Source organism: Bradyrhizobium frederickii (assembly GCF_004570865.1).
Taxonomy (GTDB): Bacteria; Pseudomonadota; Alphaproteobacteria; order Rhizobiales; family Xanthobacteraceae; genus Bradyrhizobium; species Bradyrhizobium frederickii.
In genome coordinates, this window is record NZ_SPQS01000017.1 from 26,570 (window position 1) to 49,791 (window position 23,222).

A 23,222-nucleotide genomic window follows, 5' to 3' on the forward strand; every position below is an offset into this window, starting at 1 on the left:
CAGCCGTCAGACGACGGCGCGTTTCAGCCGTGACGCCGCGGCTTGCGTGGCGGCAAAGTCCGGCTCCGGCTGGAGCGGCGGGGCGGCAGGCAGGATCATCGGCCGCAGCAGCTCGGCCATCTGCCGTGCCGGCAAGGGTTTCGAGATGAGGAAGCCCTGCATCTCGTCGCAGCCATGGGCGCGCAGGAATGCCTCCTGCTCGGCGTTCTCGACGCCTTCGGCGACGACGGTCATGCCCAGCGCCTTGCCCATGCTGATGATCGCCTGCGCGATCGCCTGGTCTTCCGAATCCAGCGGCAGGTCCCGCACGAAGGAGCGGTCGATCTTGATGGTGTCGATCGGGAAGTGCTTCATCAGCGACATCGACGAATAGCCGGTGCCGAAATCGTCGATGGCGAGGCGAATGCCGCGGCTTTGGATGGCGTCGAGCACCTTGAGCGCACGGCCGACATTGCGCATCATCATGCTCTCGGTGACTTCGAGCTGGAGCAGCACCGGCGACATGCCGCTGGCCGCCAGCGCCTCGTCGACGTCCTGCAACAGATGCTCGTCGGCGAACTGCCGCGGCGACAGGTTGACCGCCATCGACAGCGGCAACAGGCCGCGGCGCTGCCAGGCCATGGCCTGCGCGCAGGCCTCGTTGAGGACCCAGCGGCCGATCGGCACGATCAGCCCGGTTTCTTCCGCAAGCGGAATGAACTGCGCCGGCGAGACGTTGCCGAGATCGGGATGTGCCCAGCGCAGCAATGCTTCCACGCCGGTGATCTGGCCGGTCTCCATCTCGACCTTGGGCTGGTAGTTCAGCGAGAACTGCCCGCGCTCCAGCGCCCGGCGCAGCGCACTCTCCAGCGACAGCCTTTCGATCGACTGCGTCTTCACTTCCTTGGAGAAAAAGCGATAGCCGTTCTTGCCGTCTTCCTTGGCGAGATACATCGCCATGTCGGCGTTCTTGGTCAGAGTCTGCACGTCGGAACCGTTGGCCGGATACATCGCGATGCCGATCGACGCCGTGGTGTGACATTCGTGCCCGGCCAGCTCCATGGGCTGGGCGAGTGCGGCCAGGAGCTCGGTCGCGATGCGCTGGACGGCATCGATCTCGCCGCACTGGTCGAGGATCACCACGAACTCGTCGCCGCCGAGCCGCGCCACCACGTCGCTTGCCCGCAGCGCGCCGCGCAAGCGGTTCGCCACTTCGAGCAGAAGCAGGTCGCCGGCCTCGTGCCCCAGCGAATCGTTGATAACCTTGAAGCGGTCGAGATCGATGAACAGCACCGCAAAGCGGTGATCGTGACGCTCCGCCGTGTCGATGGCCTCGCGCAAGAGCCCGTTGAAGGTCTCGCGGTTCGGAAGGTCCGTCAGGCTGTCATGCGAGGCGAGGTATTCGATCCGCTCGTCCGCCTGGTTCTTGGCGTCGGCGCGATCGAAATTCTCCATCGCAAAGGATACGTTGTCGGCGAGACGCTGCAACAGCTCGACGAACTCGACCGTGAAGGTGCCGGGCTCGGTCGACATGTAGATCATGACGCCGACCGCCTGCTCGTGCACGACGAGTGGAAATGCCGCGCCCGACCGCGCGCCGTCGTTGCGGACGATAGCATGGAAGGCGCGGACGCGATCGTCGTTGAGATAGTCGTTGCTGATGCAAGGCCGGCGCGTGCGGAACGCCGTGCCGCTCATCCCGCGCCCTTCGGGCCGCTCCGGATCGACGGAGAGGCGGACGTTGCGCGTGGTGTTGGAGGACGGGCCCGCGCTCGCCACGATTTCCAGCAGATCGCTCTCGGCCCTGGCCAGCGCGATGGTCGTCGACGTGAACTTGGCACCATGCGAGGCCGCGTGACACACGAGATCGAACAGCTCGGCGCGCGACTTCGCCCGCATGATCGCCTCGTTGGTCGCGCTCAGGGCCGCGAACATGCGCGTCAGCCGTTCCTTTTGGCTCTCGGTGCGGGCCTTCTCCTCGGCACGGTCGAAGTTGTCGAGGGCGAACGACACGTTCTCGGCGAGACGTCCAAGCAGTTCGACCAGATCTGGCGTGAACGTGTTCTCTTCGGTTGCAAGGAAAAGCAAGATGCCGATCGGCTCCTGGCCTGCCTTCAGAAGCGGAAAGCTGGCGGCAGCCCGCGTTCCATCCTCAACCGCCTTCGTCCGCCAGTGCATCGAGCGCGGGTCGTTGAGATAGTCGTTCATGACACTGGGCCGGCGGGTCCGGATCGAGATCCCGATGATGCCCTGGCCCTCGGGATGACCGGCGGAAAGATTGCAGGTCCGCCCGGCCATCTGCTCCTGCAGACGCCCCTTCACCGCGGCGACACGAAGGAGTTCGTTGTCCCTGTCGATGATGCCGATCGTAGCCGAAGCGAACACGTCGCCGAGGACGCCGGCCTGGCAGGCAGCCTCGAACAACTCCTCGCGCGTCTTGGCGCGGATAATGGCCTCATTGGTTGCGCTCAGTGCCTCGAACATTCCGCTCAGGCGATCGCGCTGCTTGTCGTCCTGCGCCTTCTCCTCGGCGCGATCGAAGCTTTCCAGGGCGAAGGCGACGTTGGCCTGGAGCCTGCTCAGCAACTCGACGAATTCATCCGTGAAGGTGCCGGCCTCCGGAGCGTTGAACAGGAACACGCCCTCGACCCGGTCGCCGCAGAACAGCGGCAAGGCGGCGGAGGATACGATTCCGGTGCGGCGCGCGCTGGCGTGCCACGGCGCGAGGCGCTCGTCCGCGAGCACGTCGTTGCTGACGGCGGGCCGGCGCGTACGATAGGCGGTGCCGGTCAAGCCGCGGCCTTCCGGCACCTCCTCGGAGGTGGAGAACTTGAAGTTGCGAACCTCATTCGCATTCGGCCCGTAACAGGCCACGACGCGCAGCAGCTCGGCGTCACGGTCGACCAGCGCGATATTGGCCGAGGTGAACTTGGCGCCCTTGGCGGTCGCCTCGCAGACGAGATCGAACAACTCGGTACGCGAGTGAGCGCGCAGAATGGCCTCGTTGGTGGCGCTGAGCGCGGCATACATGCGCGCCAGGCGTTCCTCCTCCACCGCAATCCTGGCCTTCTCGGACTCACGATCGAAATTGTCGAGCGCAAAGCAGACGTTTTCGGCAATCCGCAGCATCAGCGCGACGACTTCTTCGTCTTTGGCCCAGGACCGGCTGATGAAGGACAGCATGACGCCGACGCTCTGACCATGCTTGATCAGAGGAGCGACGACGCAGGCGACGACGCCGGTATTGATGTTGGCTTGCTCCCACGGCGTCCCCCTGGTGCGACCGGGCAGATCGTCTTCCAGGCACGGCTTCTGCGAGCGGAATACCTCCCCTGAGATTCCGCAGCCATACGGATTGGCCGGATCGACGGAGTACCGGGTTCGAGCAACCAATTCCAGGTTCTGGCCGGTGCCCGCAACAGGCTTCAGCCAATCGGAATCCGGCTCCTTCAGCAGAATGACGGTCGAGAGCGATTTGCCTCCGTGAACGGAGGCATCGCAGACGCGCTGATAAAGCTCCTGCTCGGTCTTGGCGCGCAGGATTGCCTCGTTGGTGGCGCTGATGGCCCCGAACATGCGATTGAGCCGCCGCGTCGCCCGTTCGCTGCTTTGCCGCGCGGTCTCACGCGCGAAATTGTCGAGCGCATAGGAGATGTTGGCCGACATGCGCTCGAACAGCGACACCATCTCGTCGTCGAGCGAATTGGCCTCGCTGCGGGTCACATACAGCACGCCGACGCTCTTGCCGTTGCAGAGCAGCGGCAGCGCCGCAGCCGCGCCGATATGGGCCGAAGCCGCGCCTTCGCGCCACGCCAGCGAGCGCGGATCGTTGAGGTAATCGTTGCTGATGCACAGCTTCTGCTCGCGAAACGCCTCGCCCCCGACGCCAGATCCCTCGGGCGTGCCGGCTTCCGTCGTGATCACGATCGAGCGCAGCCGCCGAACGTCGTCGCCGCAGCCGGCTGCGAACCGCAAACGGCCGCCGTCCGGTTCGACCAGGAACACGGCCACGGCCAGGAAGTCCCCGCTGGCGAACCCGGCGCCGCAGACCTTCTGGTACAGCTCGTCCGGCGATTTCGCATAGAGGATCGCTTCGTTGATGGCGCTCAACGCCGCAAAGGTGCGCGCGAGTGTCGTCGTCACGATCTCAGCTCCCGGGGCCTTCTGCCAGTTTTTCCCAGGTGACTTTATGAACGCCCATCGCCTAAGTGGTCGTTATTGCGCGCCGCAAACTGTCAATCAAAGTGAACGAGCTGCGAACGACCGCGCCAAGCGGCCGGAAAATACCGCAGCGTGGACGAATCCCCCACCGAGGGCGGGTCTGTTTACGAATTTGCAGTCCTGTATTGGTTTACGGCCGGTTGATATCGCAGCTACGCTTTGAGACGATGGCTTCAACAACCATTGCCCGCCAAGGGCAAGAAGTCGCGCGGGCCGTTCACCGGGCCGCGCTCGCAACAGGGTTATCCCGTGATCATCCAGGCCAGCGCCTCCGACCACGGCCAGCGCCTTGCCGTGCGATGGGCGAGGGTAGCGGAAGTGCCGTAGGGTGGGCAAAGGCGCTTAGCGTCGTGCCCACCATCTCTCGACGATAGAGAACGTGGGCACGGCGCGAGCGCGCCTTTGCCCACCCTACGGCGCTACGACGGCTGTGCGAGCCGCTCTCAAAACGGCAGCGCCACGCCCGACTTGATCTCCTTCAACACCACGTTGCTGCGGACATAGCGGATGCCGGGAATGCGAAACATGAACTCGTCGAGGAAGCGATTATAGGCCGCCATGTCCTGCACCACGACGCGCAAATGATAGTCGGCATCGCCCGTGGTCGCAAAGCACTCCAGCACTTCGCGGCGCCTCGTGACCCTGGCGACGAATTCGTCGACGAACTTCGCGTCGTGCCGCTCCAGCGAGACGTGGAGGATGGCCGACATCGTAAAGCCCGCCTGCTCGCGCGCGACCAGGGCCGCATAGCCCTGAATGACGCCAGCCTCCTCCAGCGCGCGCACCCGGCGCCAGCAGGCCGAGGTGGACATGCCGACCTCGTCCGCCAGTTGCTGGTTGGTGGCGCGGCCGTCCTTCTGGAGATGAGCGAGGATTCGCGCGTCCTGGTCTTCGATCATAGGGCCTCGCCACGGGGGAATTTTCCACCGAATTATCGGGTATTCTGGATAATTCTACCACAATAGACCGGATTGAAGAAAAAGATAGGTAAAACCTACCAGCCGTCCGGGCCTACCCTGCTCCGATCCGGGGGAATGCGTGGGAGGTCCGCATGGACGCCATTCCGTCACTCGACACCTATGAGCTTTCCGACCGCTACGACCGCGAGCAGGGCCGCGTCTTCCTCACGGGAACGCAGGCCATCGTCCGCATCGCGCTCGACCAGGCGCGGCGCGATCGTGCGCAAGGCCTCAACACCGCCGGCTTCATCTCCGGCTATCGCGGCTCGCCGCTCGGCGGCGTCGATCTCGAACTCTGGCGCATCCAGGAACGCCTCAAGCGGGACCGCATCGAATTCCTCCCCGCCGTCAACGAGGATCTCGCGGCGACCGCGGTGCTCGGCTCGCAGCAGGTCGAGACGCAAGGCGACCGCGAGGTCGCTGGCGTGTTCGGACTCTGGTACGGCAAGGGCCCCGGCGTCGATCGTTCCGGCGATGCGCTCAAGCACGGCAATGCCTATGGCTCCTCGCCGCATGGCGGCGTGCTGGTCGTCGCCGGCGACGACCATGGCTGCGTCTCCTCCTCGATGCCGCACCAATCCGACGTCGCCTTCATGAGCTGGTTCATGCCGACGCTGCATCCGGCCAGCGTCGGCGAATATCTCGCGTTCGGCGAATATGGTTACGCGCTGAGCCGCTTCTCCGGCATGTGGGTCGGCTTCAAGGCGATCTCGGAGATCGTGGAGTCGGGCGCATCGGTGGCGCTGCGCCCGCCGCGCCTCTTCCGCACGCCCGATTTCACGGCGCCGCCCGGCGGCCTGCACTACCGCTGGCCCGACTTGCCGGGCCCGCAGATCGAGGAGCGGCTGGAGGCGAAGAAGCACGCGGTCTACGCCTTCGCAAAGGCCAATCCGATCGACCGTCACATCTACGACATTCCGAACGCGACCTACGGCATCGTCACCACAGGCAAGGCGCATCTCGATTTGATGGAGGCGTTGCGATTGATGGGCCTCGACGAGGCCGCCTGCCGCAGCATCGGGATCGACGTCTACAAGGTCGGCATGGTCTGGCCGCTGGCGCTGCACGACGCCATGGCTTTCGTGAAGGGCAAGCGCGAGATCCTCGTGGTCGAGGAGAAGCGCGGCATCATCGAGAGCCAGTTCAAGGAATATTTCTACGACTATCCCGGCAGCAAGCCCGAACGCATGGTCGGCAAGCACGATGAAACCGGGGCAAGGCTGATCTCCTGGATCGGGGAATTGTCGCCGCGCGCGCTCGCCGGCGTCCTGGCCCGCCGGCTCGATCCGATGTTTCCGGGCCTCAATCTCGCCGCACGCGCAGCCGCGCTCCTGCCGGAGGCAGCACGCAGCATCAACGTTCCGGGCGCGACGCGCACGCCCTATTTCTGCTCGGGTTGCCCGCACAACACGTCGACCAAGGTGCCGGAGGGATCGAAGGCGCTGGCCGGCATCGGCTGCCATTTCATGGCGAGCTGGATGGACCGGGAGACCTCCTCGCTGATCCAGATGGGCGGCGAGGGCGTGAACTGGGCGGCTTCGTCGAGATTCACCGGCCGCAAGCACATCTTCCAGAACCTCGGCGAAGGCACCTATTACCACTCCGGCTCGATGGCGATCCGGCAGGCGATCGCGGCCGGGGCCAACATCACCTACAAGATCCTGTTCAACGATGCCGTCGCGATGACCGGCGGCCAGCCGGTCGACGGTCCCGTCAGCGTCCATGCGATCGCGCACAGCGTTCGCGCCGAAGGCGTGACGCGCATCGCGCTGGTGTCGGATGATCCCGCACAGTTTTCGCCCGCCGACCTGCCGGCCGGCGTCACCATCCATCCGCGCGAGGCGATGGATGCCGTGCAGCGCGAGCTGCGCGACATCCCCGGCGTCTCGGTCCTGATCTACCAGCAGACCTGCGCCACGGAGAAGCGGCGCCGGCGCAAGCGTGGGCAGATGGCCGACCCCAAGCGCTTCGCCTATATCAACGATCTCGTCTGCGAAGGCTGCGGCGACTGCTCGGTGGAATCCAACTGCCTCAGCGTCGAACCGAAGGAGACGCCGTTCGGCCGCAAGCGTCAGATCAACCTGTCGGCCTGCAACAAGGATTTTTCCTGTCTCAACGGCTTCTGCCCGAGCTTCGTCACCGTCGAAGGCGCGACGCGCCGGAAGAAGGCCGCGAGCCAGATCGACGCCATCGGCCATGCGGCCACGCTTCCCCTGCCCCCCTCTGCCTCGCTCGACCGTCCCTACGACCTGCTCGTGACCGGCGTCGGCGGCACCGGCGTGATCACGGTCGGCGCGCTGATCGGCATGGCCGCACACCTCGAACGCCGCGGCGTCTCGGTGCTGGACTTCACCGGCTTTGCGCAGAAGTTCGGGCCTGTGCTGAGCTATATTCGCCTCGCACCAGGTCCCGAGTCCCTGCACCAGGTGCGCATCGACCAGGGCGCGGCCGATGCGCTGATCGGTTGCGATCTGGTCGTCAGCTCGTCGCCGAAGGCATCCGGCACCTACCACCGCGGCACGCGTGCCGCGGTCAACACCGCGGAGATGCCGACCGGCGACGTGGTCCGCTTCCGCGATGCCGATCTCGCCTCCGCCGCCCGGCTAGGCGCGATCGGCCGGGTCATCGGCGAGCACAATCTCGGCACGATCAACGCCAACGCGCTGGCCGAACGGCTGCTCGGCGATGCCGTCTATGCCAACATCATCATGCTCGGCTTTGCCTGGCAGGGCGGGTTGGTCCCGATTTCGTTGCAGGCGCTGCTGCGCGCGATCGAGCTCAACGGCGTCGCGGTCGAGCGCAACAAGCAGGCCTTTGCCTGGGGCCGGATCGCGGCTTCCGATCCCGACTTCCTGCCGAAAATGACGGAAGCGCCGGAGGTCGAGACGCTCGACCAGATCATCGACCGTCGCGCCGACTTTCTCACCGCCTATCAGGACAGCGCCTATGCGGCGCGCTACCGTTCGACCGTCGCAAGAATTCGTCATGCCGAAGCGGCCCTGAACAGCGAGGCTTTGACCGAGGCCGTCGCACGCGGCCTGTTCAAGCTGATGGCCTACAAGGACGAATACGAGGTGGCGCGCCTGCACATGCAGAGCGGCTTCCTCGAGGAGCTGAAGCGCGAATTCGAGGATGGCTTCAGCGTCCAATATCACCTCGCCCCGCCGTTCCTCCCCTCGGAGCGCGACGCCCGTGGACGCCCGCGCAAGCGCGCTTTCGGTCAATGGATCCAGGTGCCGCTCGCCGTCCTCGCACGCTTGAAGGGGCTGCGCGGAACGCCGTTCGATCCGTTCGGCTATTCCCGGGAACGGCGCAGCGAGCGCGACCTGATTGCGTGGTACGAAGCGCTGATCGAACGGATGCTCGACCAGCTCGACGCTGCGCGTCTTCCCGATCTCGTCGCGATCGCCAAGGCGCCCATGGAGATCCGCGGTTATGGACCCGTGAAGGAGGCTGCGATCGCGTCGATCAAGTCGGAGGTCGAGTCTCTGTTGGCGCGACAGACGGCGCTGCGAGCGGCCTGACCGCAGGCCTCACGAATAGGGATTGATCAGCTTCTGCTGCTCGGCGCTGTGGTGCACGATCAGGTCGATGAAGGTCCTGACCTTCGCCGAGAGATGATGACGGTGCGGATAGACCGCGTTCATGGACAGCTCGACCGTCCGATATTCCGGCAGGAGCCGCACGAGGCGGCCGGCTTCGAGATCGTCCTGAATGAGAAACCCAGCCATCATGCAGACGGCCGCACCCTCCAGCGCGACCTTTCGCAGCGCTTCCCCGCTATTGGTGACGAAGCTGCCCGAAATACGGACGGAGGCCGGTGTGCCCTTGCGATCAAGGAAGCGCCATTCGTCGCCGAACGGATAGTTCAAATGCCGACCGCAATTATGCCCCTTGAGCTCGTCGAGCTTCTGCACCCTGCCGTGCTTTTCGATGTAATCATGGGAGCAGCACAGCACGTGACGCCAGGTGGCAAGGCCCCGCACGATCAGGCTCGAATCCGGCGGCGGGGTCATGCGCAGGGCGACGTCGTAGCCTTCCTCGATGAGATCAACATCGGCCTCGCCCATGCGCAGATCGACCTTGAGCTCCGGATAGGTCGAAAGCAGTTTCGCCACGACCGGCGCGGCGAACGGAACCATATGGGTGGCGACGTGAATGCGCAGCGTGCCGCGAGGCACCGACTGCAATTCGCTCGCGATGTCGTCGGCCTGCTCGAGATCGGCGAGAATTTGGGTCGAGCGGTCGTAATAGGCCTTGCCGATTTCGGTGAGGCTCACCTTCCGCGTGGTGCGGTTGAGCAGGCGCACGCCGAGCCGGTCCTCCAGCGCCTGCACGTGATTGCTCACCATGGTCGTCGACATGTTGAGCCGGCGGGCGGCGGCGGAAAAGCCGCCGTTTTCAACCACATGGACGAAGGCGGTCAGGCTGGTAAAGCGATCCATGGCCGAGATTATCCACTATTACTGGATAATGCTTCCATAAATTCAAAGATTATCACAATGTCCAGGACAGCACATCTTGCAGGCACCAACAGCGCACCATTTCGAAGGGGCGTCTGGGAAGTCCGAGGATGTCATGTCGAATGCTTCTTATGTCACTGAAACCAATAGAAAAATCAGCCTGCGCCCGTCCCGGCGGGCGATCAGGCGCGCAGCGGTCGGTCTGGCGCTGGCGATCTGCGCCGCGGTGGCCGGCGACTATGGCTACGACTACCTGAAAACAGGCCGCTACCTGGAAGCGACCGACGACGCCTATGTGAAGGCGGACTCCACCATCATCGCGCCGAAGGTCTCCGGCTATATCGCGAAGGTGCTTGTCGGCGACAACGAGAGGGTCAGGGCAGGCCAGACGCTGGCCAAGATCGACGACCGCGACTTCAAGGCGGCGCTCGACCAGGCCAAAGCCGACGTCGCTGCCGCCGAAGCCTCGGTGCGCAACATCGACGCCCAGCTCGAACTGCAGCAGCCGATCATCGAGCAGAGCACGGCCGATGTCGATGCGGCGGACGCCAATCTGAAATTCGCGCGGGAAGAGCGCGCCCGCTATGACGATCTGATGAAGTCGGGTTCAGGCACGATCCAGCGCGCGCAACAGACCGACGCGGCGCTGCGCGCCAGCAGCGCGCAATTGCAGCACGCCAAGTTCGGCCTCGTGGCTGCGCAGCGCAAGGTCGACGTGCTCACCACCCAGCGCGCGCAGGCAGCGGCCCAGCTCGAGCGCACCCGCGCGGCCGCGCAGCAGGCGGCGCTGAACCTGTCCTATACCGAGATCACCGCGCCGGTCGACGGCACGGTCGGCGCCCGGAGCCTCAGGGTCGGCCAATACGTCCAGGCCGGCACGCAATTGATGGCGGTGGTGCCGCTCGATGCGGTCTACGTCGTTGCGAACTTCAAGGAGACCCAGCTCACGCATGTGCGGCCAGGACAGCCGGTCGAGCTGCGCGTCGACAGCTTCCGTAACAGGACCCTGCGCGGCCATGTCGACAGTCTGTCGCCGGCGAGCGGGCTCGAATTCGCGCTGCTGCCGCCGGACAACGCGACCGGCAATTTCACCAAGATCGTGCAGCGCGTTCCCGTGAAGATCGTGCTCGACGACCACAGCCTCAACGGCCTGCTGCGCCCCGGCATGTCGGCAGTGCCGACCGTCGATACCAAAGCCACGGTGCTTGCCGAGCGCGAGACGGCGAGGCGCCTCGCCGACAACACCTCCCGCGCGAACGGCAGCTGACGCCATGAGCACGCTCCAACCGACCGCCAACGCCGCCGCCGGCCTCCCCGCCGCCGCCGCTGGCCCCGCAGCGCCGGTGGTCTCCACAAAAACCTGGATCGCCGTGATCGGCGCCACGCTCGGCGCGTTCATGGCGGTGCTGAACATCCAGATCGTCAACGCCTCGCTCGCCGACATTCAGGGCGCGATCGGCGCCGGCATCGACGACGGCGGCTGGATCTCGACCTCCTATCTCGTCGCCGAGATTGTCGTGATCCCGCTTTCCGGCTGGCTCGCGCAGGTGTTCTCGATCCGCATCTATCTCCTCACCAATGCGATCCTGTTCCTGCTGCTGTCGGCCGCCTGCGCGCTGGCGCAGGACCTGTCCCAGATGATCGTGCTGCGCGCCGTGCAAGGGTTCACCGGGGGCGTTCTCATCCCGATGGCGTTCACGCTGATCATCACGTTGCTGCCGCGCGCAAAGCAGCCGGTGGGCTTGGCATTGTTCGCGCTGTCGGCAACGTTCGCGCCTGCGATCGGCCCGACCATCGGCGGCTATCTCACCGAGAATTTCGGCTGGGAATACATCTTCTACGTCAACCTCGTTCCCGGCGCGATCATGGTCGGCATGCTCTGGTACGCGCTCGAGGCCAAGCCGATGAGGCTCTCAGCGCTGCGCGAGGGCGACTGGGCCGGCATCGTCACCATGGCCATCGGCCTGTCGGCATTGCAGACCGTGCTGGAGGAAGGCAACAAGGACGACTGGTTCGGCTCGCCTTTCATCGTCAAGCTCTCAGTGATCGCGGCCGTTGCGCTGACCACCTTCCTGATCATCGAACTGACGGTAAAGAAGCCGCTGCTCAATCTGCGCCTGCTCGTCCGCCGCAATTTCGGCTTCGGCATGCTCGCGAACTTCCTGCTGGGCATCGCGCTCTACGGCTCGGTGTTCATCCTGCCGCAGTATCTGGCACGCATCCAGGGCTACAACGCCGAGCAGATCGGCATGGTGCTGGCCTGGACTGGATTGCCGCAACTCGTGCTGATCCCCCTGGTGCCGCGCCTGATGCAGAAATTCGACGCGCGGATCATCATCGGCATCGGCTTCGCTCTGTTCGCGGCCTCCAACTTCATGAACATCTATATGACCAACGACTACGCCGCCGATCAACTCATGTGGCCCAACATCGTTCGCGCCATCGGCCAGGCGCTGGTGATGGCGCCGCTGTCGGCCGTCGCAACCGCCGGCATCGAGCCGGAGAACGCGGGCTCGGCCTCCGGCCTATTCAACATGATGCGCAATCTCGGCGGCGCGGTCGGCATCGCGCTGCTGCAAACGGTCCTGACCAAGCGCGAGCAATATCATTCCAACGTGCTGATGCAGTCGGTCTCGGTATTCGAGCAGGCCACCCGCACGCGGCTGGACCAATTGACGCAATATTTCGTCGATCACGGCATCCTCGACCGTGCGGACGCCGCGCATCGCGCCTATGTCGCGATCGGCCATATCGTGCAGAAGCAGGCTTATATCCTCGCCTTCAGCGACACGTTCTATCTGCTCGGCATGGCGCTGATCGTCGCGCTTGCCGCGGTCCTCTTCCTGAAGAAGCCCGGCCACACCTCGGCCGGCGGCGCCCATTGACGTCAACCCAGTGACAGCAAGGAGAACGACCATGAAGCCCCGCATGAATTTCTACCAGGCCGCCCCCGATACGATGAAGGCGCTGATGGCGCTGGAGCAACAGATCCAGTCCACGGGACTTGAGAAATCGCTGATCGAACTGGTCAAGATCCGGGCATCGCAGATCAACGGCTGCGCCTTCTGCATCAACATGCACACCGAGGACGCTCGCAAGCGCGGCGAGACCGAACAGCGCATCTACCTGCTCAATGCCTGGCGCGAATCCCCGCTCTATTCCGACCGCGAGCGCGCGGCGCTGGCCTGGACGGAATCGCTGACGCTGATTGCGCAGACCCACGCGCCCGACGATGTCTACGAGCAGGTTCGCGCGCAATTCTCCGAGGAAGAGACGGTGAACCTGACCATGCTGATCGGCGCCATCAACGCCTGGAACAGGGTCGCGATCGCGTTCCGCGCCGTCCATCCGGTGAAGGTGAAGGCGTCGGTGGCGTAAGGGGTGATGGAGGCAAACGCGTCTCCACACTTTCAACTGTCATGCCCCGCGAAGGCGGGGCATCCAGTACGTCGCGGCTTCTCGATTCAAGCACTCCTGTCACGGAGTACTGGATCGCCCGGTCAAGCCGGGCGATGACAGCGGTGGGAGTGGCTAAACCGCCGTTGCCTTGGCGAACTCCACGTAGATCTCGCGCAGGCGCGTGGCCATCGGGCCCGGCTTGCCGTCGCCGATCTTCTTGCCGTCGATCGCAATCACCGGCTGGACGAACAGTGACGCCGAGGTGGCAAAGGCCTCCTTGGCGGCCAGCGCCTCGGCGACCGTGAACGAACGCTCCTCGACGCGGAGCTGGCGTTCTTCGGCGAGCGCCACCACGGCCTTGCGGGTGCAGCCCGGCAGGATCGCGTTGGAGTTCTTGCGGGTCACGATGACGTCGTCCTTGGTGAGGATGAACGCCGACGACGAACCGCCCTCGGTGACGTAGCCGTCTTCCAGCATCCAGGCCTCGCCCGCGCCGGCCTCGGCCGCGGCCTGCTTCGCCAAGACCTGCGCCAGCAGCGCCACGCTCTTGATGTCGCGCCGCTCCCAGCGGATGTCGGGCACCGTGATCACGCTGATGCCGGTCTTGGCCGACGCAGCATTGATGATGTCCTTTTCCGAGGTGAACATCACCAGGCTCGATTTGACGTCGTCCTTCGGGAAGGCGAAGTCGCGGCCCTTGTCGGCGCCGCGGGTGACCTGGAGATAGACGAGGCCGTTCGCGACCTTGTTGCGCGCGATCAGCTCCTTTTGCAGCTCGGTGATGCGCTCGACCGTCTCCGGCAGCTTCAGCTTGATCTCGCCGACCGAACGCTCCAGCCGCGCCAGATGCGAGGCATTGTCGACCAGCTTGCCGTCGAGCACCGCTGAGACCTCGTAGATGCCATCGGCGAACAGGAAGCCGCGATCCAGCACCGAGATTTTGGCGTCCGAAAGCGGGACGAATGAGCCGTTGACGTAGGCGATCGGATCCAAGGCAGGTCTCCTGGGGAGAGAAGGAGGGAATTTGGTCTCGGTATAGGAGATTTGGCGCGCCCGATAAACCCTCGATCCGTCATTCCGGGGCATTCGCAAAGCGAATGAGCCCGGAATCCATCTCGCCTCGCGTCCTTCCGCCCAATGGATTCCGGGCTCGCGACTTCGTCGCGCCCCGGAATGACGGGAGTCAATGCGACAGGATCTTCGACAAGAACTTCTGCGCGCGGTCGCTGCGGGGCTTGCCGAAGAAATCTTCCTTCGCCGCGTCCTCAACGATCTCGCCGCGGTCCATGAAGATCACGCGATTGGCCACCTTGCGGGCAAAGCCCATCTCGTGGGTGACGACCATCATGGTCATGCCCTCATGAGCGAGGTCCACCATGACGTCGAGCACCTCGCTGACCATTTCCGGGTCGAGCGCCGAGGTCGGCTCGTCGAACAGCATGACGATCGGATCCATCGCGAGCGCGCGCGCAATGGCGACACGCTGCTGCTGGCCGCCGGACAGGTTGGCGGGAAACTTTTGCGCCTGTTCCTTGAGGCCGACGCGCTCCAGCAGCTGCATGCCTTTCGCCATCGCCTTGTCGCGCGACCGGTTCAGCACCTTCTCCTGCGCGAGACAGAGATTGTCGATGATCTTCAGGTGCGGAAACAACTCGAAGTGCTGGAACACCATGCCGACGCGCGAGCGCAGTTTCGGCAGGTTGGTCTTGGGATCGTTGACCTTGGTGCCGTCGACGCTGATGTCGCCGCTCTGGAACGGCTCCAGCGCATTGACGCATTTGATCAGCGTCGACTTGCCCGAGCCCGAGGGGCCGCAGACCACCACGACCTCGCCCTTGGTGACGCTGGTCGTGCAATCGGTCAGCACCTGGAAGCTCGGCGTATACCATTTGTTGACATGACTGATTTCGATCATGAGCTTCTGGCCCTAGCGAACGATGGCGATGCGCGCCTGGAGCCGGCGGACGGCGTAGGACGCGATACAGGAAATGGTGAAGTAGACGACCGCCGCGAACAGGTACATTTCGACGAGGCGCCCGTCGCGCTGCGCCACCTTGCTCGCGGCTCCGAGGAAATCCGTGATCGAAAGGACGTAGACCAGCGAAGTGTCCTGGAACAGAACGATGGTCTGCGTGATCAGAACCGGCAGCATGTTGCGGAAGGCCTGCGGCAGCACGACGTAGCGCATGGTCTGGCCGTAGGTCAGCCCCAGCGCACTGGCGGCGGCAGGCTGGCCGCGCGAGATCGACTGGATGCCGGCGCGCATGATCTCGGAGAAATACGCCGCTTCGAACATGATGAAGGTGATGAGCGAGGACGCGAAGGCGCCAACGCTGATCGGGCGCGAAGCACCGGTCACCCACTGCCCGATATAGGGCACCAGGAAGTAGAACCAGAAGATGACCAGAACCAGCGGCAGCGAGCGCATGAAGTCGACATAGACCCCGGCGATCCGGCCAAGGATCTTGAAGCCGGAGAGCCGCATCAGGGCGAGTGCCGTGCCGAACACGAGACCACCGAGCGCTGCAAGGCCCGTCAGCGTCAGCGTGAAGGTCATGCCCTCGAAGAACAGATAGGGCAGCGCGCGGCGGATGACGTCGAAATCGAGATTGCCGAACATCGCTATTTCCCCGTGATGTAGCCGGGGATCGCGACCCAGCGCTCGAGGAAGCGCATCGCGGTCACGACAACGGCGTTGACGAGGAGATAAAGGATGGTCGCAGCGGTGAAGGCCTCGAACACCTGGAACGAGAATTCCTGCATCGAGCGCGCCTGTCCGGTCAGCTCGAGCAGGCCGATGGTGATCGCGACCGCCGTGTTCTTGATGGTGTTGAGGAACTCAGAGGTCAGCGGCGGCAGGATGATGCGGAACGCCATCGGCAGCAGCACGTAGCGATAGCCCTGCGCGGTGGTCAGGCCCAGCGCCGTTGCGGCCATCTTCTGCCCGCGCGGCAGTGAGCCGATGCCGGCCTGCAGTTGCACGGCAACGCGCGCCGACATGAAGAAACCGACGCCGATCGCCGCGGTCCAGAACGGCGCGTTGGGCAGCTGCTTCAGCCAGGTGCCGGCGCCTTTCGGCAGCAGTTCCGGCAGCACGAAGTACCACAGGAAGAGCTGCACGAGCAGCGGCATGTTGCGGAAGAATTCGACATAGGCAAAGCCGAACCAGTTCGCCCCCTTCGACGGCAGCGTGCGCATCACGCCGACGAGCGAGCCGGTGATCAGCGCGATGACCCAGGCCAGCGCCGCGGTCTTGAGGGTCAGCACCAGGCCCGACAAGAGCATGTCGAGATAGGTGCCGGTCCCCATCGGGTTCGGCTGGAAAAAGATTCCCCAGTTCCAGTTGTAGTTCACGTGTCCCCCGCGCGAACGCGCCAGCTATGGATGTCCCGGCGCCTATGCAAATGTCCGGCCACCCCAGTGTCAAGAGTGGCCGGACATGATCCCGATCGAAAGATCGAGGTTTTGCTTACTTATAATCGTCCGGATTCGGCGAGTCCGTCGGCTTGGCGAACTCGTTCTTCAGCTCGGCCGAGATCGGCGTGTTGAGGTTCAGGCCCTTCGGCGGAATCTTCTGGGTGAACCACTTGTCGTAGATCTTCTGGGCTTCGCCCGAGGTATAGAGCGCGGCGGTTGCCGCATCGACCACCTTCTTGAAGGCGGGATCGTCCCTGCGCAGCATGATTCCGTAGGGCTCGGGCTTGGAGAAGGCATCCTTGGAGATCTCGTAGTCGCCCGGCGACTTCGAGCCGGCGACGAGGCTCGCGAGCAGGATGTCGTCCATGACGAAGGCGACCGCGCGGTCAGTCTCGACCATCAGGAAGGCCTCGGCGTGGTCCTTGGCGGGGATGATGTTGGCGCCGAGGCTCTTGGCGACATTGGCCTCGGTGAGCTGCTTGATGTTGGTGGTGCCGGCGGTCGAGACCACCGTCTTGCCCTTGAGATCGTCGATCGACTTCAGGCCGCTGGACTTCTTGAAGACGTAGCGGCTGGCGGTCAGGTAGTGGGTGTTGGTGAAGGCGACCTGCTTCTGGCGCTCGGCGTTGTTGGTGGTCGAGCCGCATTCCAGGTCGATGGTGCCGTTGGCCATCAGCGGGATACGGGTCGCCGAGGTCACCGGGTTGAGCTTGACCTCGAGCTTGTCGAGCTTGAGCTCCTTCTTCACGGCGTCGACGATCTTGTAGCAGATGTCCATCGCGAACCCGACGGGCTTCTGGTTGTCGTCGAGATAGGAGAACGGGATCGAGGAGTCGCGGAAGCCCAGCGTGATGGCGCCGGTGTCCTTGATGTTCTTCAGCGTGCCGGTCAGCTCCTGGGCCCCGGCCTGGCTGACGGCGAAGGTCGCGGCGAGTGCGAGCCCAATGCTACGGAAATGTTTCACTTTTTTGTCCCCTTTCAGGATGATGCGGCCGGATGCAAGCACAAATCGGCCCGGATTAGAATGTGACTTTTGGCTGGATCGAGGCTCAGGTTAACGGGCTTGTCAGCGGTGCTCGCAATTGGCCGAGATCCCAGAACAGCCCGGCCATCACCGTCAAGGCCTCTTCGGTCAAAGGCAGCAGAATGTGCTCATTGGGCGCATGCTGGGAGCAGCCGGGATAGGAGTGCGGGACCCAGATCGTCGGCAGGCCGAGGATTTCGGAGAACACGTCATTGGGAAGCGAGCCGCCGAAATTCGGCAGCACGGCCGGCGCCTTGCCGGTGGTCTCCTGCACCGAATCCGCCGCCCATTTGATCCAGGGGCTGTCGAAGTCTGTGCGCGATGCAGCAAAACTCTGGGCCGCCCGCACCTCCACCATCGGAAAACCCCTTGCGACCAGATGCGCGCGGATGGCCTCGATCAGGCCCTCGATCTTCGTCCCGACCACGAAACGCAGTTGCAGCACGGCATTGGCATGGCCGGGAATGGCGTTGGCCGGCTTCTCGATATTGCCCGAGGACATCGCCAGCACTTCCAGCGTATTCCAGGCGTACAGCCGCTCGGCGGCCGAAAGACCCTCCTCGCCCCAGTTCTCGGCGAGCGCGGGCTCGTCCGCGCTCGGCACCACCTGCACATCGGCCAGATAAGAGCGGATCTGGTTACTGAGCCGCGGCGGCTTCAGGGCGTCGAGCTGGAGGCGACCGTGGCCGTCGACCAGCGTCGAGATCGCGTTGACCAGAATGGTCGCGGGATTGGCCAGCACACCGCCCCAATTGCCGGAATGGTGGCCGCCGTCGCGCAGGTTCACATCCAGATGAATGCGGACGCCGCCGCGGCAGCCGAGGAACAGGGTCGGACGGTCGGCGGACAGGCGCGGCCCGTCGGAGGCCATGAACAGGTCCGCCTTGAGCGCGTCGCGATTGAGGTCGCAGACCTTGCCGAGGTCGGGCGAGCCGATCTCCTCGCCCATCTCCACGATGAACTTGGCGTTGAAGCCGAGCTTGCCGCCGCGGGCATCGCGCACCGCGCGCAGTGCCGCCATGTTGATGCTGTGCTGACCTTTGTTGTCGGCGGTGCCGCGGCCGTACAGCCGCGTGCCGGCAACCGTGGTGCGCCAGGGATCGCGCCCGTCGCGCCACTCGCCTTCCATGCCGTCGACGACGTCGCCATGGCCGTAGATCAGCACGGTCGGCGCGGAGGCACTCTCGAGATGCTCGGCGAGCAGGAACGGCGCCTTGCCGCTGGGGGACTCGACGATACGGCTGGTGAAATCCAGCGCGGCGAAGGCCGGCTGCATCTCCTGCTCCAGATAGGCGCGCAGCTCCGGGCCGCGCGACGGATTCTGGCTCTCGGTCTTGAAGGCGACGCGGCGGTCGAGCTCGGCGAGGAATGCGCCGGATCGAAAATCCTCACGGGCGCGGGCGATGGCGTCGGCTCTGGTCATGACTTGCTTTTCGGGACTTCAGGACGAAGGACTTTACCCGATACGGGTTGGCCTTCGAAAGTGGCAGGGGGTTGGTTAGTTCTTGTCGTTCGCTTGCACTTCTTCTTGGGATTTCGTCCTTGCTTCCTTGAGATTGGCTTGCCAGGCGCAGCAGCGCCGCTGATTTGGCCTTGCCAAGCGCAAGCGATATGCAAGAACTTCGCCAAGTTCGGGCGTCAAATTCGGGCGCACATCTATCATTCGAAGAGCGCTCAGTACAGAGCGCCGTGGAGCCAGCATGGCCAAGCAGATCAGACTCAACGCATTTGCGATGAATTGTGTCGCGCATCAGTCACCCGGCCTGTGGACCCATCCGCGCGACCGCACCGCCGACTACAACCGCCTGCCCTACTGGATCGATCTGGCCAGGACGCTGGAGCGCGGCCGTTTCGACGGACTGTTCCTGGCCGACGTGCTCGGGGTCTATGACGTCTATGGCAACAGTCCTGACGCGGCCTTGCGCAACGCGGCACAGACGCCGTCCAACGAGCCGCTGCTGCTGCTCTCGGCCATGGCCGCGGTGACGCAAAATCTCGGCTTCGGCGTCACCAGCAATTTGTTGTTCGAGCCGCCCTATCCGTTCGCGCGGCGGATGTCGACGCTCGATCACCTCACCGAAGGGCGGATCGGCTGGAACGTCGTCACCGGCTATCTCGACAGCGCCGCGCGTGGCGCCGGCAAGGACAAGCAGACCGGGCACGACGACCGCTACGACATCGCCGACGAATATATGGAGGTCGTCTACAAGCTCTGGGAAGGCAGCTGGGAGGACGACGCCGTGCTGCGCGACCGCAAGCGCGGCATCTTCACCGATCCCAGCAAGGTCCATCGCGTCAATCATGAGGGTACGAACTACCGCATCAACAACACCATCCATCTCAGCGAGCCCTCGCCGCAGCGCACGCCCGTGCTTTACCAGGCCGGCACCTCGCCGCGCGGCCGGCAGTTCGCGGCCAAGCATGCCGAATGCGTGTTCATGTCGGGACCGTCGGCCAAGATCATTGCGCCGCGCGTGTCGGCGATCCGCCAGGAGGCCGCCGCACTCGGCCGCAACCCGGCGGAGATCCTGATGTTCAGCATGATGACGATCATCCTCGGCAACAGCGAGGCCGAAGCGGCGGCGAAATATTCCGACTACCGCTCGCACATCAATCCGGAAGGCGCGCTGGCGCTGATGTCGGGATGGACCGGCATCGATTTCTCCGGCTACGAGCTCGACCAGCAAGTGCGTCACGTCCAGAACGATGCCGGCCGCAGCGCGCTCGACAATGTCACCCGGGGCGATCCGGACCGCGTCTGGACCGTGCGCGACGTCATCGAGCATGTCGGCATCGGCGGCGCCGGCCCGGTCGTGGTCGGCACGCCCGAAACCGTCGCTGACAAGATCGAGGACTGGTTCGAGAAGACCGACGTCGACGGCCTCAACGTGGCCTTCGCGATCTCGCCCGGCGATTTCGAGGATATTTCCGACATGCTGGTGCCGGAGCTGACGCGGCGCGGGAGGTATAAGTCGGAATATGCGAAGGGCACGCTGCGGGAAAAGCTGTTCGGTGCCGGCCGGGCGAGGCTCGATGCGAAGCATCCGGCGGCGGGGTATCGGGTGGGGAAGACGGGTGGCTAACGCCCCCACGCCATAAGTCCCGTCATCCTGAGGCGCGAGACCGGCGGTGCATGCCCCGCCGGGCGAGCCTCGAAGGATGAACGGCCGAGCTGGCAGCAACAGCGGGGCCGTCGCCCTTCGAGGGCCGCTGAAGAAGCGGCCACCTCAGGGTGACGGTGAGAATTTTGAGCGCGGTGCAGCCACGCCGTCATGGCGCGCAATATGGCGGAGTGCGCCGCAGCGTCCTACAGCTTCCCATCCACCATCACCTCGATCAGCTTCGTCCCCGGCCGATTGAACGCCGAGGCCAGCGTCGCCTTCAGCTCGCTGGGATCGCTGAGCTTGATCGCCTCGCAGCCCAGCGCTCTCGCGAGGCCGGCGAAATCCACAGGCGGATCGACGAAATCCATGCCGACGTAATTGTCGTCGCCGTGGAAGGCGAGCAGGCGCTGCTTGATGATGCGGTAGCCGCCATTGTTGGCGATGACGACGTTGAGCGGCAGCTTGTGGTGCGCCGCCGTCCACAGCGACTGGATCGAATACATCGCGCTGCCATCGCCCGAGAAGCAGACGACGGGACGATCCGGATTGGCGATGCTGGCGCCGACGGAGGCCGGCAGGCCCCAGCCGATGCCGCCGGAGGCAAGGCCGTGATAGCCATAGCGGTCGCGATGCGGGCGCAGCGCCGTGATCTGGCGGCTGGAGGTGAGGCCTTCGTCGACCAGGATCGCATGGTCCGGCATGGCCTCGACCATCTGCAGCACCAAAAAGTCCGGATCGATCGGCGTGCGGCTGGCGCTCTTGCCGATCTGCTCGACCAGCGCCGCGCGGCGTGCGGTCCAGTTGTTCGGCGCGAGCTCGGCAAGGCGCTGCTTGGCGCGGTTTGCAAGTGTTGCACCGCCCATCTCCTTCAGCACCGGGATCAGCGCGCGCAGGGTTTCCTTCAGATCCGCCTTCAGCGCGATCTCGGCGCCGTAATTCTTGGCGATCTCCCAATCGACGAGGCCGACCTGCACCATGCCGAGCCCGTCCGGCAGCGCATCGACCTCGCTATAGACCGACATCCGCAAGGGATCGCCGCCGAGCGCAATCAGGAGGTCGTACGGCGCAAGCGTATCGCGCGCCACCTTCTGCACGCGCGCGAGCGTGCCGACGAAGCTCGGGCTCTCCGACAGGAAGTGCGATCCATACGGCGTCGAAGACTGGTAAGCGGCGGCGCCGAGCAATTCGGCCAGCTCGACGGCCTCCTTCAGGGCATCGCTCTTGACCACCTCGTCCATGGTGACGATGACGGGGCGCTCGGCCTTGAGCAGCCGCGCAGCAAACGCCTTCAGCGCTTCGTCCGACGGCTTCACGCGGGCGTCGATGCGGGTGGAGCGGCCGAGCTCGATACCCGCCTCGCTGTTCAGGATGTCGCCGGGGAGCGAAATGAACACCGGCCCGGTCGGCGGTGTGGTCGCGATCTTGGCCGCGCGGCGGACGATGCGCGGCAGATCCTCCAGCCGCGTCACCTCCACCGCCCATTTCACCAGCGGCTCGGCCATGCGGACCAGCGGGCCGTACAATACTGGCTCCATCAGGCCATGGCCCTGCTCCTGCTGGCCGGCGGTCAGGATCATCGGCGTGCCCGTGAACTGGGCGTTGTAGAGCGAGCCCATGGCGTTGCCGAGGCCGGGCGCGACGTGAACGTTGCAGGCGACGAGCTTGCCGGAGGCGCGGCTGTAACCGTCCGCGATCGCGACCACCAGGCTCTCCTGCATCGCCATCACGTAAGTGAGATCGGGATGGTCCTTCAGCGCATGCATGATCGGCAATTCGGTAGTGCCGGGATTGCCGAACAGATGCGTGATGCCCTCGTCCTTGAGCAGCGCAAGAAAGGCGGAGCGGCCGGTGATCTTGTTCTTCATGTTTCCTCCAGGAGCGAGCGTTGCCGCAAGGCCTGAAGGCATGATGGCCGAAATCGAAGGAGGCGCGCAAGGAAGCACGGTCATGGCAGCGTTGCGCGCGGGCGCTCCTCGTGTCCCGGACGCGTCGCAGCGCGCAACGGTGCGACGCAGAGCCGGGACCCAGACTCGCTCCGAGTTCGCTGATGCATGGGCCCCGGCTCTGCGGTGCGTCACTTCGTGCCGCACCGCGTCCGGGGCACGAGAGTTGTGCGCCCAGCCCGCGCTACATCTCCTCGCGTCCAAGCTCGAACGGGTCCTCGCCGCCCGCGCGCTTCTTCTTTTTCGAGCGCTGCCAGACCACGCCGGGAAAACCCTTCAGCGGCACCAGCGGCTCGCCGGTATAGGCCCATTCCTGCAGCTCCTCGATCGCGATGTGATAGAGCGGCTGGCGGCCGGTGCGCTCTCTAAACAGCGCACGGGGGATGTTGACCATGTGCGGCCCGCGCGGCCGCTCATAGGCGATCGGCGTGCCGCAATGCGAGCAGAAGCTGCGGGTGGTCTTGGTGGCCTTGTCCTCGTAACGCGTGAGCGCGGTCTTGCCGGATGTGATGCGAAAGCGCTTCTTCCAGCTTCCGACATAGGTCGCATAGGCCGCACCATGGGCGCGGCGACTGGCGGTGGAGTGATCATGCCAGGCCCAGCGTGCTGGGACGTCGATCTCGAAGCTGACCTTGCCGCAGAGGCATTGGCCGGTGGCGATACCTGCGGCGGCTGCGGCTTTGGCCATTGTGTTTCCCCGTCGTCATTGCGGC

Annotated in this window: 17 protein-coding genes; 6 read left to right on the forward strand and 11 right to left on the reverse strand. The window is 64.7% G+C overall.

Translation table 11 applies throughout. The annotated features are described in order from the left end of the window. Positions 1-6 precede the first annotated feature (6 nt). On the reverse strand, positions 7-4,122 hold the full coding sequence (locus E4K64_RS26470; protein ID WP_135166105.1) for a sensor domain-containing phosphodiesterase: 4,116 nt from the start codon (positions 4,120-4,122) through the stop codon (positions 7-9). 261 nt (positions 4,123-4,383) lie between these two features. Between E4K64_RS26470 and E4K64_RS40570 the strand changes: the two genes are divergently transcribed. Beyond that, positions 4,384-4,527 (forward strand): hypothetical protein, encoded by a 144-nt coding sequence (locus E4K64_RS40570; RefSeq protein WP_167772266.1) that lies wholly within the window; start codon positions 4,384-4,386, stop codon positions 4,525-4,527. 116 nt (positions 4,528-4,643) lie between these two features. Here the strand turns inward: E4K64_RS40570 and E4K64_RS26475 are convergent, their stop codons facing one another. After that, a complete protein-coding gene (locus E4K64_RS26475; RefSeq protein ID WP_135166106.1) occupies positions 4,644-5,099 on the reverse strand; it encodes an Lrp/AsnC family transcriptional regulator in 456 nt (151 codons plus the stop codon). 152 nt (positions 5,100-5,251) lie between these two features. On the opposite strand from E4K64_RS26475, the gene E4K64_RS26480 reads away from it, so the two are divergent. After that, the gene (locus E4K64_RS26480; protein ID WP_135166107.1) at positions 5,252-8,683 is read left to right on the forward strand and encodes an indolepyruvate ferredoxin oxidoreductase family protein; all 3,432 of its coding nucleotides are present in this window, start codon (positions 5,252-5,254) and stop codon (positions 8,681-8,683) included. Between the two features lie 9 nt (positions 8,684-8,692). Here the strand turns inward: E4K64_RS26480 and E4K64_RS26485 are convergent, their stop codons facing one another. Further along, complete coding sequence (locus tag E4K64_RS26485) at positions 8,693-9,604, reverse strand: LysR family transcriptional regulator (protein ID WP_135166108.1); 912 nt, start codon at positions 9,602-9,604, stop codon at positions 8,693-8,695. Between the two features lie 133 nt (positions 9,605-9,737). Here E4K64_RS26485 and E4K64_RS26490 point away from each other — a divergent pair, with 133 nt between their 5' ends. The 3 genes from E4K64_RS26490 to E4K64_RS26500 are packed head-to-tail and all read left to right on the forward strand — an operon-like array spanning position 9,738 to position 13,000. After that, positions 9,738-10,889 (forward strand): HlyD family secretion protein, encoded by a 1,152-nt coding sequence (locus E4K64_RS26490; RefSeq protein WP_135166109.1) that lies wholly within the window; start codon positions 9,738-9,740, stop codon positions 10,887-10,889. A 4-nt stretch (positions 10,890-10,893) separates the two neighbouring features. Next, entirely contained in the window at positions 10,894-12,507 is a 1,614-nt protein-coding gene (locus E4K64_RS26495) for an MDR family MFS transporter (RefSeq protein WP_135166110.1), read from the forward strand. A 31-nt stretch (positions 12,508-12,538) separates the two neighbouring features. Next, entirely contained in the window at positions 12,539-13,000 is a 462-nt protein-coding gene (locus E4K64_RS26500) for a carboxymuconolactone decarboxylase family protein (RefSeq protein ID WP_135166111.1), read from the forward strand. Between the two features lie 153 nt (positions 13,001-13,153). Here E4K64_RS26500 and E4K64_RS26505 read toward each other — a convergent pair whose 3' ends face one another. From E4K64_RS26505 to E4K64_RS26530, 6 genes are all read right to left on the reverse strand, one after another. After that, a complete protein-coding gene (locus E4K64_RS26505; RefSeq protein ID WP_135166112.1) occupies positions 13,154-14,014 on the reverse strand; it encodes a D-amino-acid transaminase in 861 nt (286 codons plus the stop codon). 190 nt (positions 14,015-14,204) lie between these two features. Continuing rightward, complete coding sequence (locus tag E4K64_RS26510; RefSeq protein ID WP_135166113.1) at positions 14,205-14,936, reverse strand: amino acid ABC transporter ATP-binding protein; 732 nt, start codon at positions 14,934-14,936, stop codon at positions 14,205-14,207. Positions 14,937-14,948: 12 nt separating this feature from the next. Further along, positions 14,949-15,641, reverse strand: coding sequence for an amino acid ABC transporter permease (locus tag E4K64_RS26515; RefSeq protein ID WP_126259517.1), 693 nt, complete (start codon positions 15,639-15,641; stop codon positions 14,949-14,951). Between the two features lie 2 nt (positions 15,642-15,643). Continuing rightward, complete coding sequence (locus E4K64_RS26520; protein WP_126259516.1) at positions 15,644-16,375, reverse strand: amino acid ABC transporter permease; 732 nt, start codon at positions 16,373-16,375, stop codon at positions 15,644-15,646. Positions 16,376-16,490: 115 nt separating this feature from the next. Beyond that, the gene (locus E4K64_RS26525) at positions 16,491-17,402 is read right to left on the reverse strand and encodes an amino acid ABC transporter substrate-binding protein (RefSeq protein WP_126259515.1); all 912 of its coding nucleotides are present in this window, start codon (positions 17,400-17,402) and stop codon (positions 16,491-16,493) included. A gap of 85 nt (positions 17,403-17,487) precedes the next feature. After that, on the reverse strand, positions 17,488-18,885 hold the full coding sequence (locus tag E4K64_RS26530) for a M20 family metallopeptidase (RefSeq protein WP_135166114.1): 1,398 nt from the start codon (positions 18,883-18,885) through the stop codon (positions 17,488-17,490). A 277-nt stretch (positions 18,886-19,162) separates the two neighbouring features. Here E4K64_RS26530 and E4K64_RS26535 point away from each other — a divergent pair, with 277 nt between their 5' ends. Beyond that, on the forward strand, positions 19,163-20,545 hold the full coding sequence (locus E4K64_RS26535; RefSeq protein WP_135166115.1) for an LLM class flavin-dependent oxidoreductase: 1,383 nt from the start codon (positions 19,163-19,165) through the stop codon (positions 20,543-20,545). Between the two features lie 224 nt (positions 20,546-20,769). Here E4K64_RS26535 and E4K64_RS26540 read toward each other — a convergent pair whose 3' ends face one another. Together E4K64_RS26540 and E4K64_RS26545 are read right to left on the reverse strand one after the other, a co-directional pair. Then, the gene (locus E4K64_RS26540) at positions 20,770-22,431 is read right to left on the reverse strand and encodes a thiamine pyrophosphate-binding protein (RefSeq protein ID WP_135166116.1); all 1,662 of its coding nucleotides are present in this window, start codon (positions 22,429-22,431) and stop codon (positions 20,770-20,772) included. Positions 22,432-22,693: 262 nt separating this feature from the next. Continuing rightward, positions 22,694-23,197: a GFA family protein gene (locus tag E4K64_RS26545; protein ID WP_135166117.1), complete on the reverse strand. Its 504-nt coding sequence runs from the start codon at positions 23,195-23,197 to the stop codon at positions 22,694-22,696. Between the last annotated feature and the right edge of the window lie 25 nt (positions 23,198-23,222).

What these genes read in the sequence shown, in the direction of transcription:
- E4K64_RS26475 (WP_135166106.1), bottom strand. Translation starts at nt 5,099, where the DNA reads ATGATCGAAGACCAGGACGCGCGAATCCTCGCTCATCTCCAGAAGGAC.
- E4K64_RS26480 (WP_135166107.1), top strand. Translation starts at nt 5,252, where the DNA reads ATGGACGCCATTCCGTCACTCGACACCTATGAGCTTTCCGACCGCTAC.
- E4K64_RS26485 (WP_135166108.1), bottom strand. Translation starts at nt 9,604, where the DNA reads ATGGATCGCTTTACCAGCCTGACCGCCTTCGTCCATGTGGTTGAAAAC.
- E4K64_RS26490 (WP_135166109.1), top strand. Translation starts at nt 9,738, where the DNA reads ATGTCGAATGCTTCTTATGTCACTGAAACCAATAGAAAAATCAGCCTG.
- E4K64_RS26495 (WP_135166110.1), top strand. Translation starts at nt 10,894, where the DNA reads ATGAGCACGCTCCAACCGACCGCCAACGCCGCCGCCGGCCTCCCCGCC.
- E4K64_RS26500 (WP_135166111.1), top strand. Translation starts at nt 12,539, where the DNA reads ATGAAGCCCCGCATGAATTTCTACCAGGCCGCCCCCGATACGATGAAG.
- E4K64_RS26510 (WP_135166113.1), bottom strand. Translation starts at nt 14,936, where the DNA reads ATGATCGAAATCAGTCATGTCAACAAATGGTATACGCCGAGCTTCCAG.
- E4K64_RS26515 (WP_126259517.1), bottom strand. Translation starts at nt 15,641, where the DNA reads ATGTTCGGCAATCTCGATTTCGACGTCATCCGCCGCGCGCTGCCCTAT.
- E4K64_RS26530 (WP_135166114.1), bottom strand. Translation starts at nt 18,885, where the DNA reads ATGACCAGAGCCGACGCCATCGCCCGCGCCCGTGAGGATTTTCGATCC.
- E4K64_RS26535 (WP_135166115.1), top strand. Translation starts at nt 19,163, where the DNA reads ATGGCCAAGCAGATCAGACTCAACGCATTTGCGATGAATTGTGTCGCG.
- E4K64_RS26540 (WP_135166116.1), bottom strand. Translation starts at nt 22,431, where the DNA reads ATGAAGAACAAGATCACCGGCCGCTCCGCCTTTCTTGCGCTGCTCAAG.
- E4K64_RS26545 (WP_135166117.1), bottom strand. Translation starts at nt 23,197, where the DNA reads ATGGCCAAAGCCGCAGCCGCCGCAGGTATCGCCACCGGCCAATGCCTC.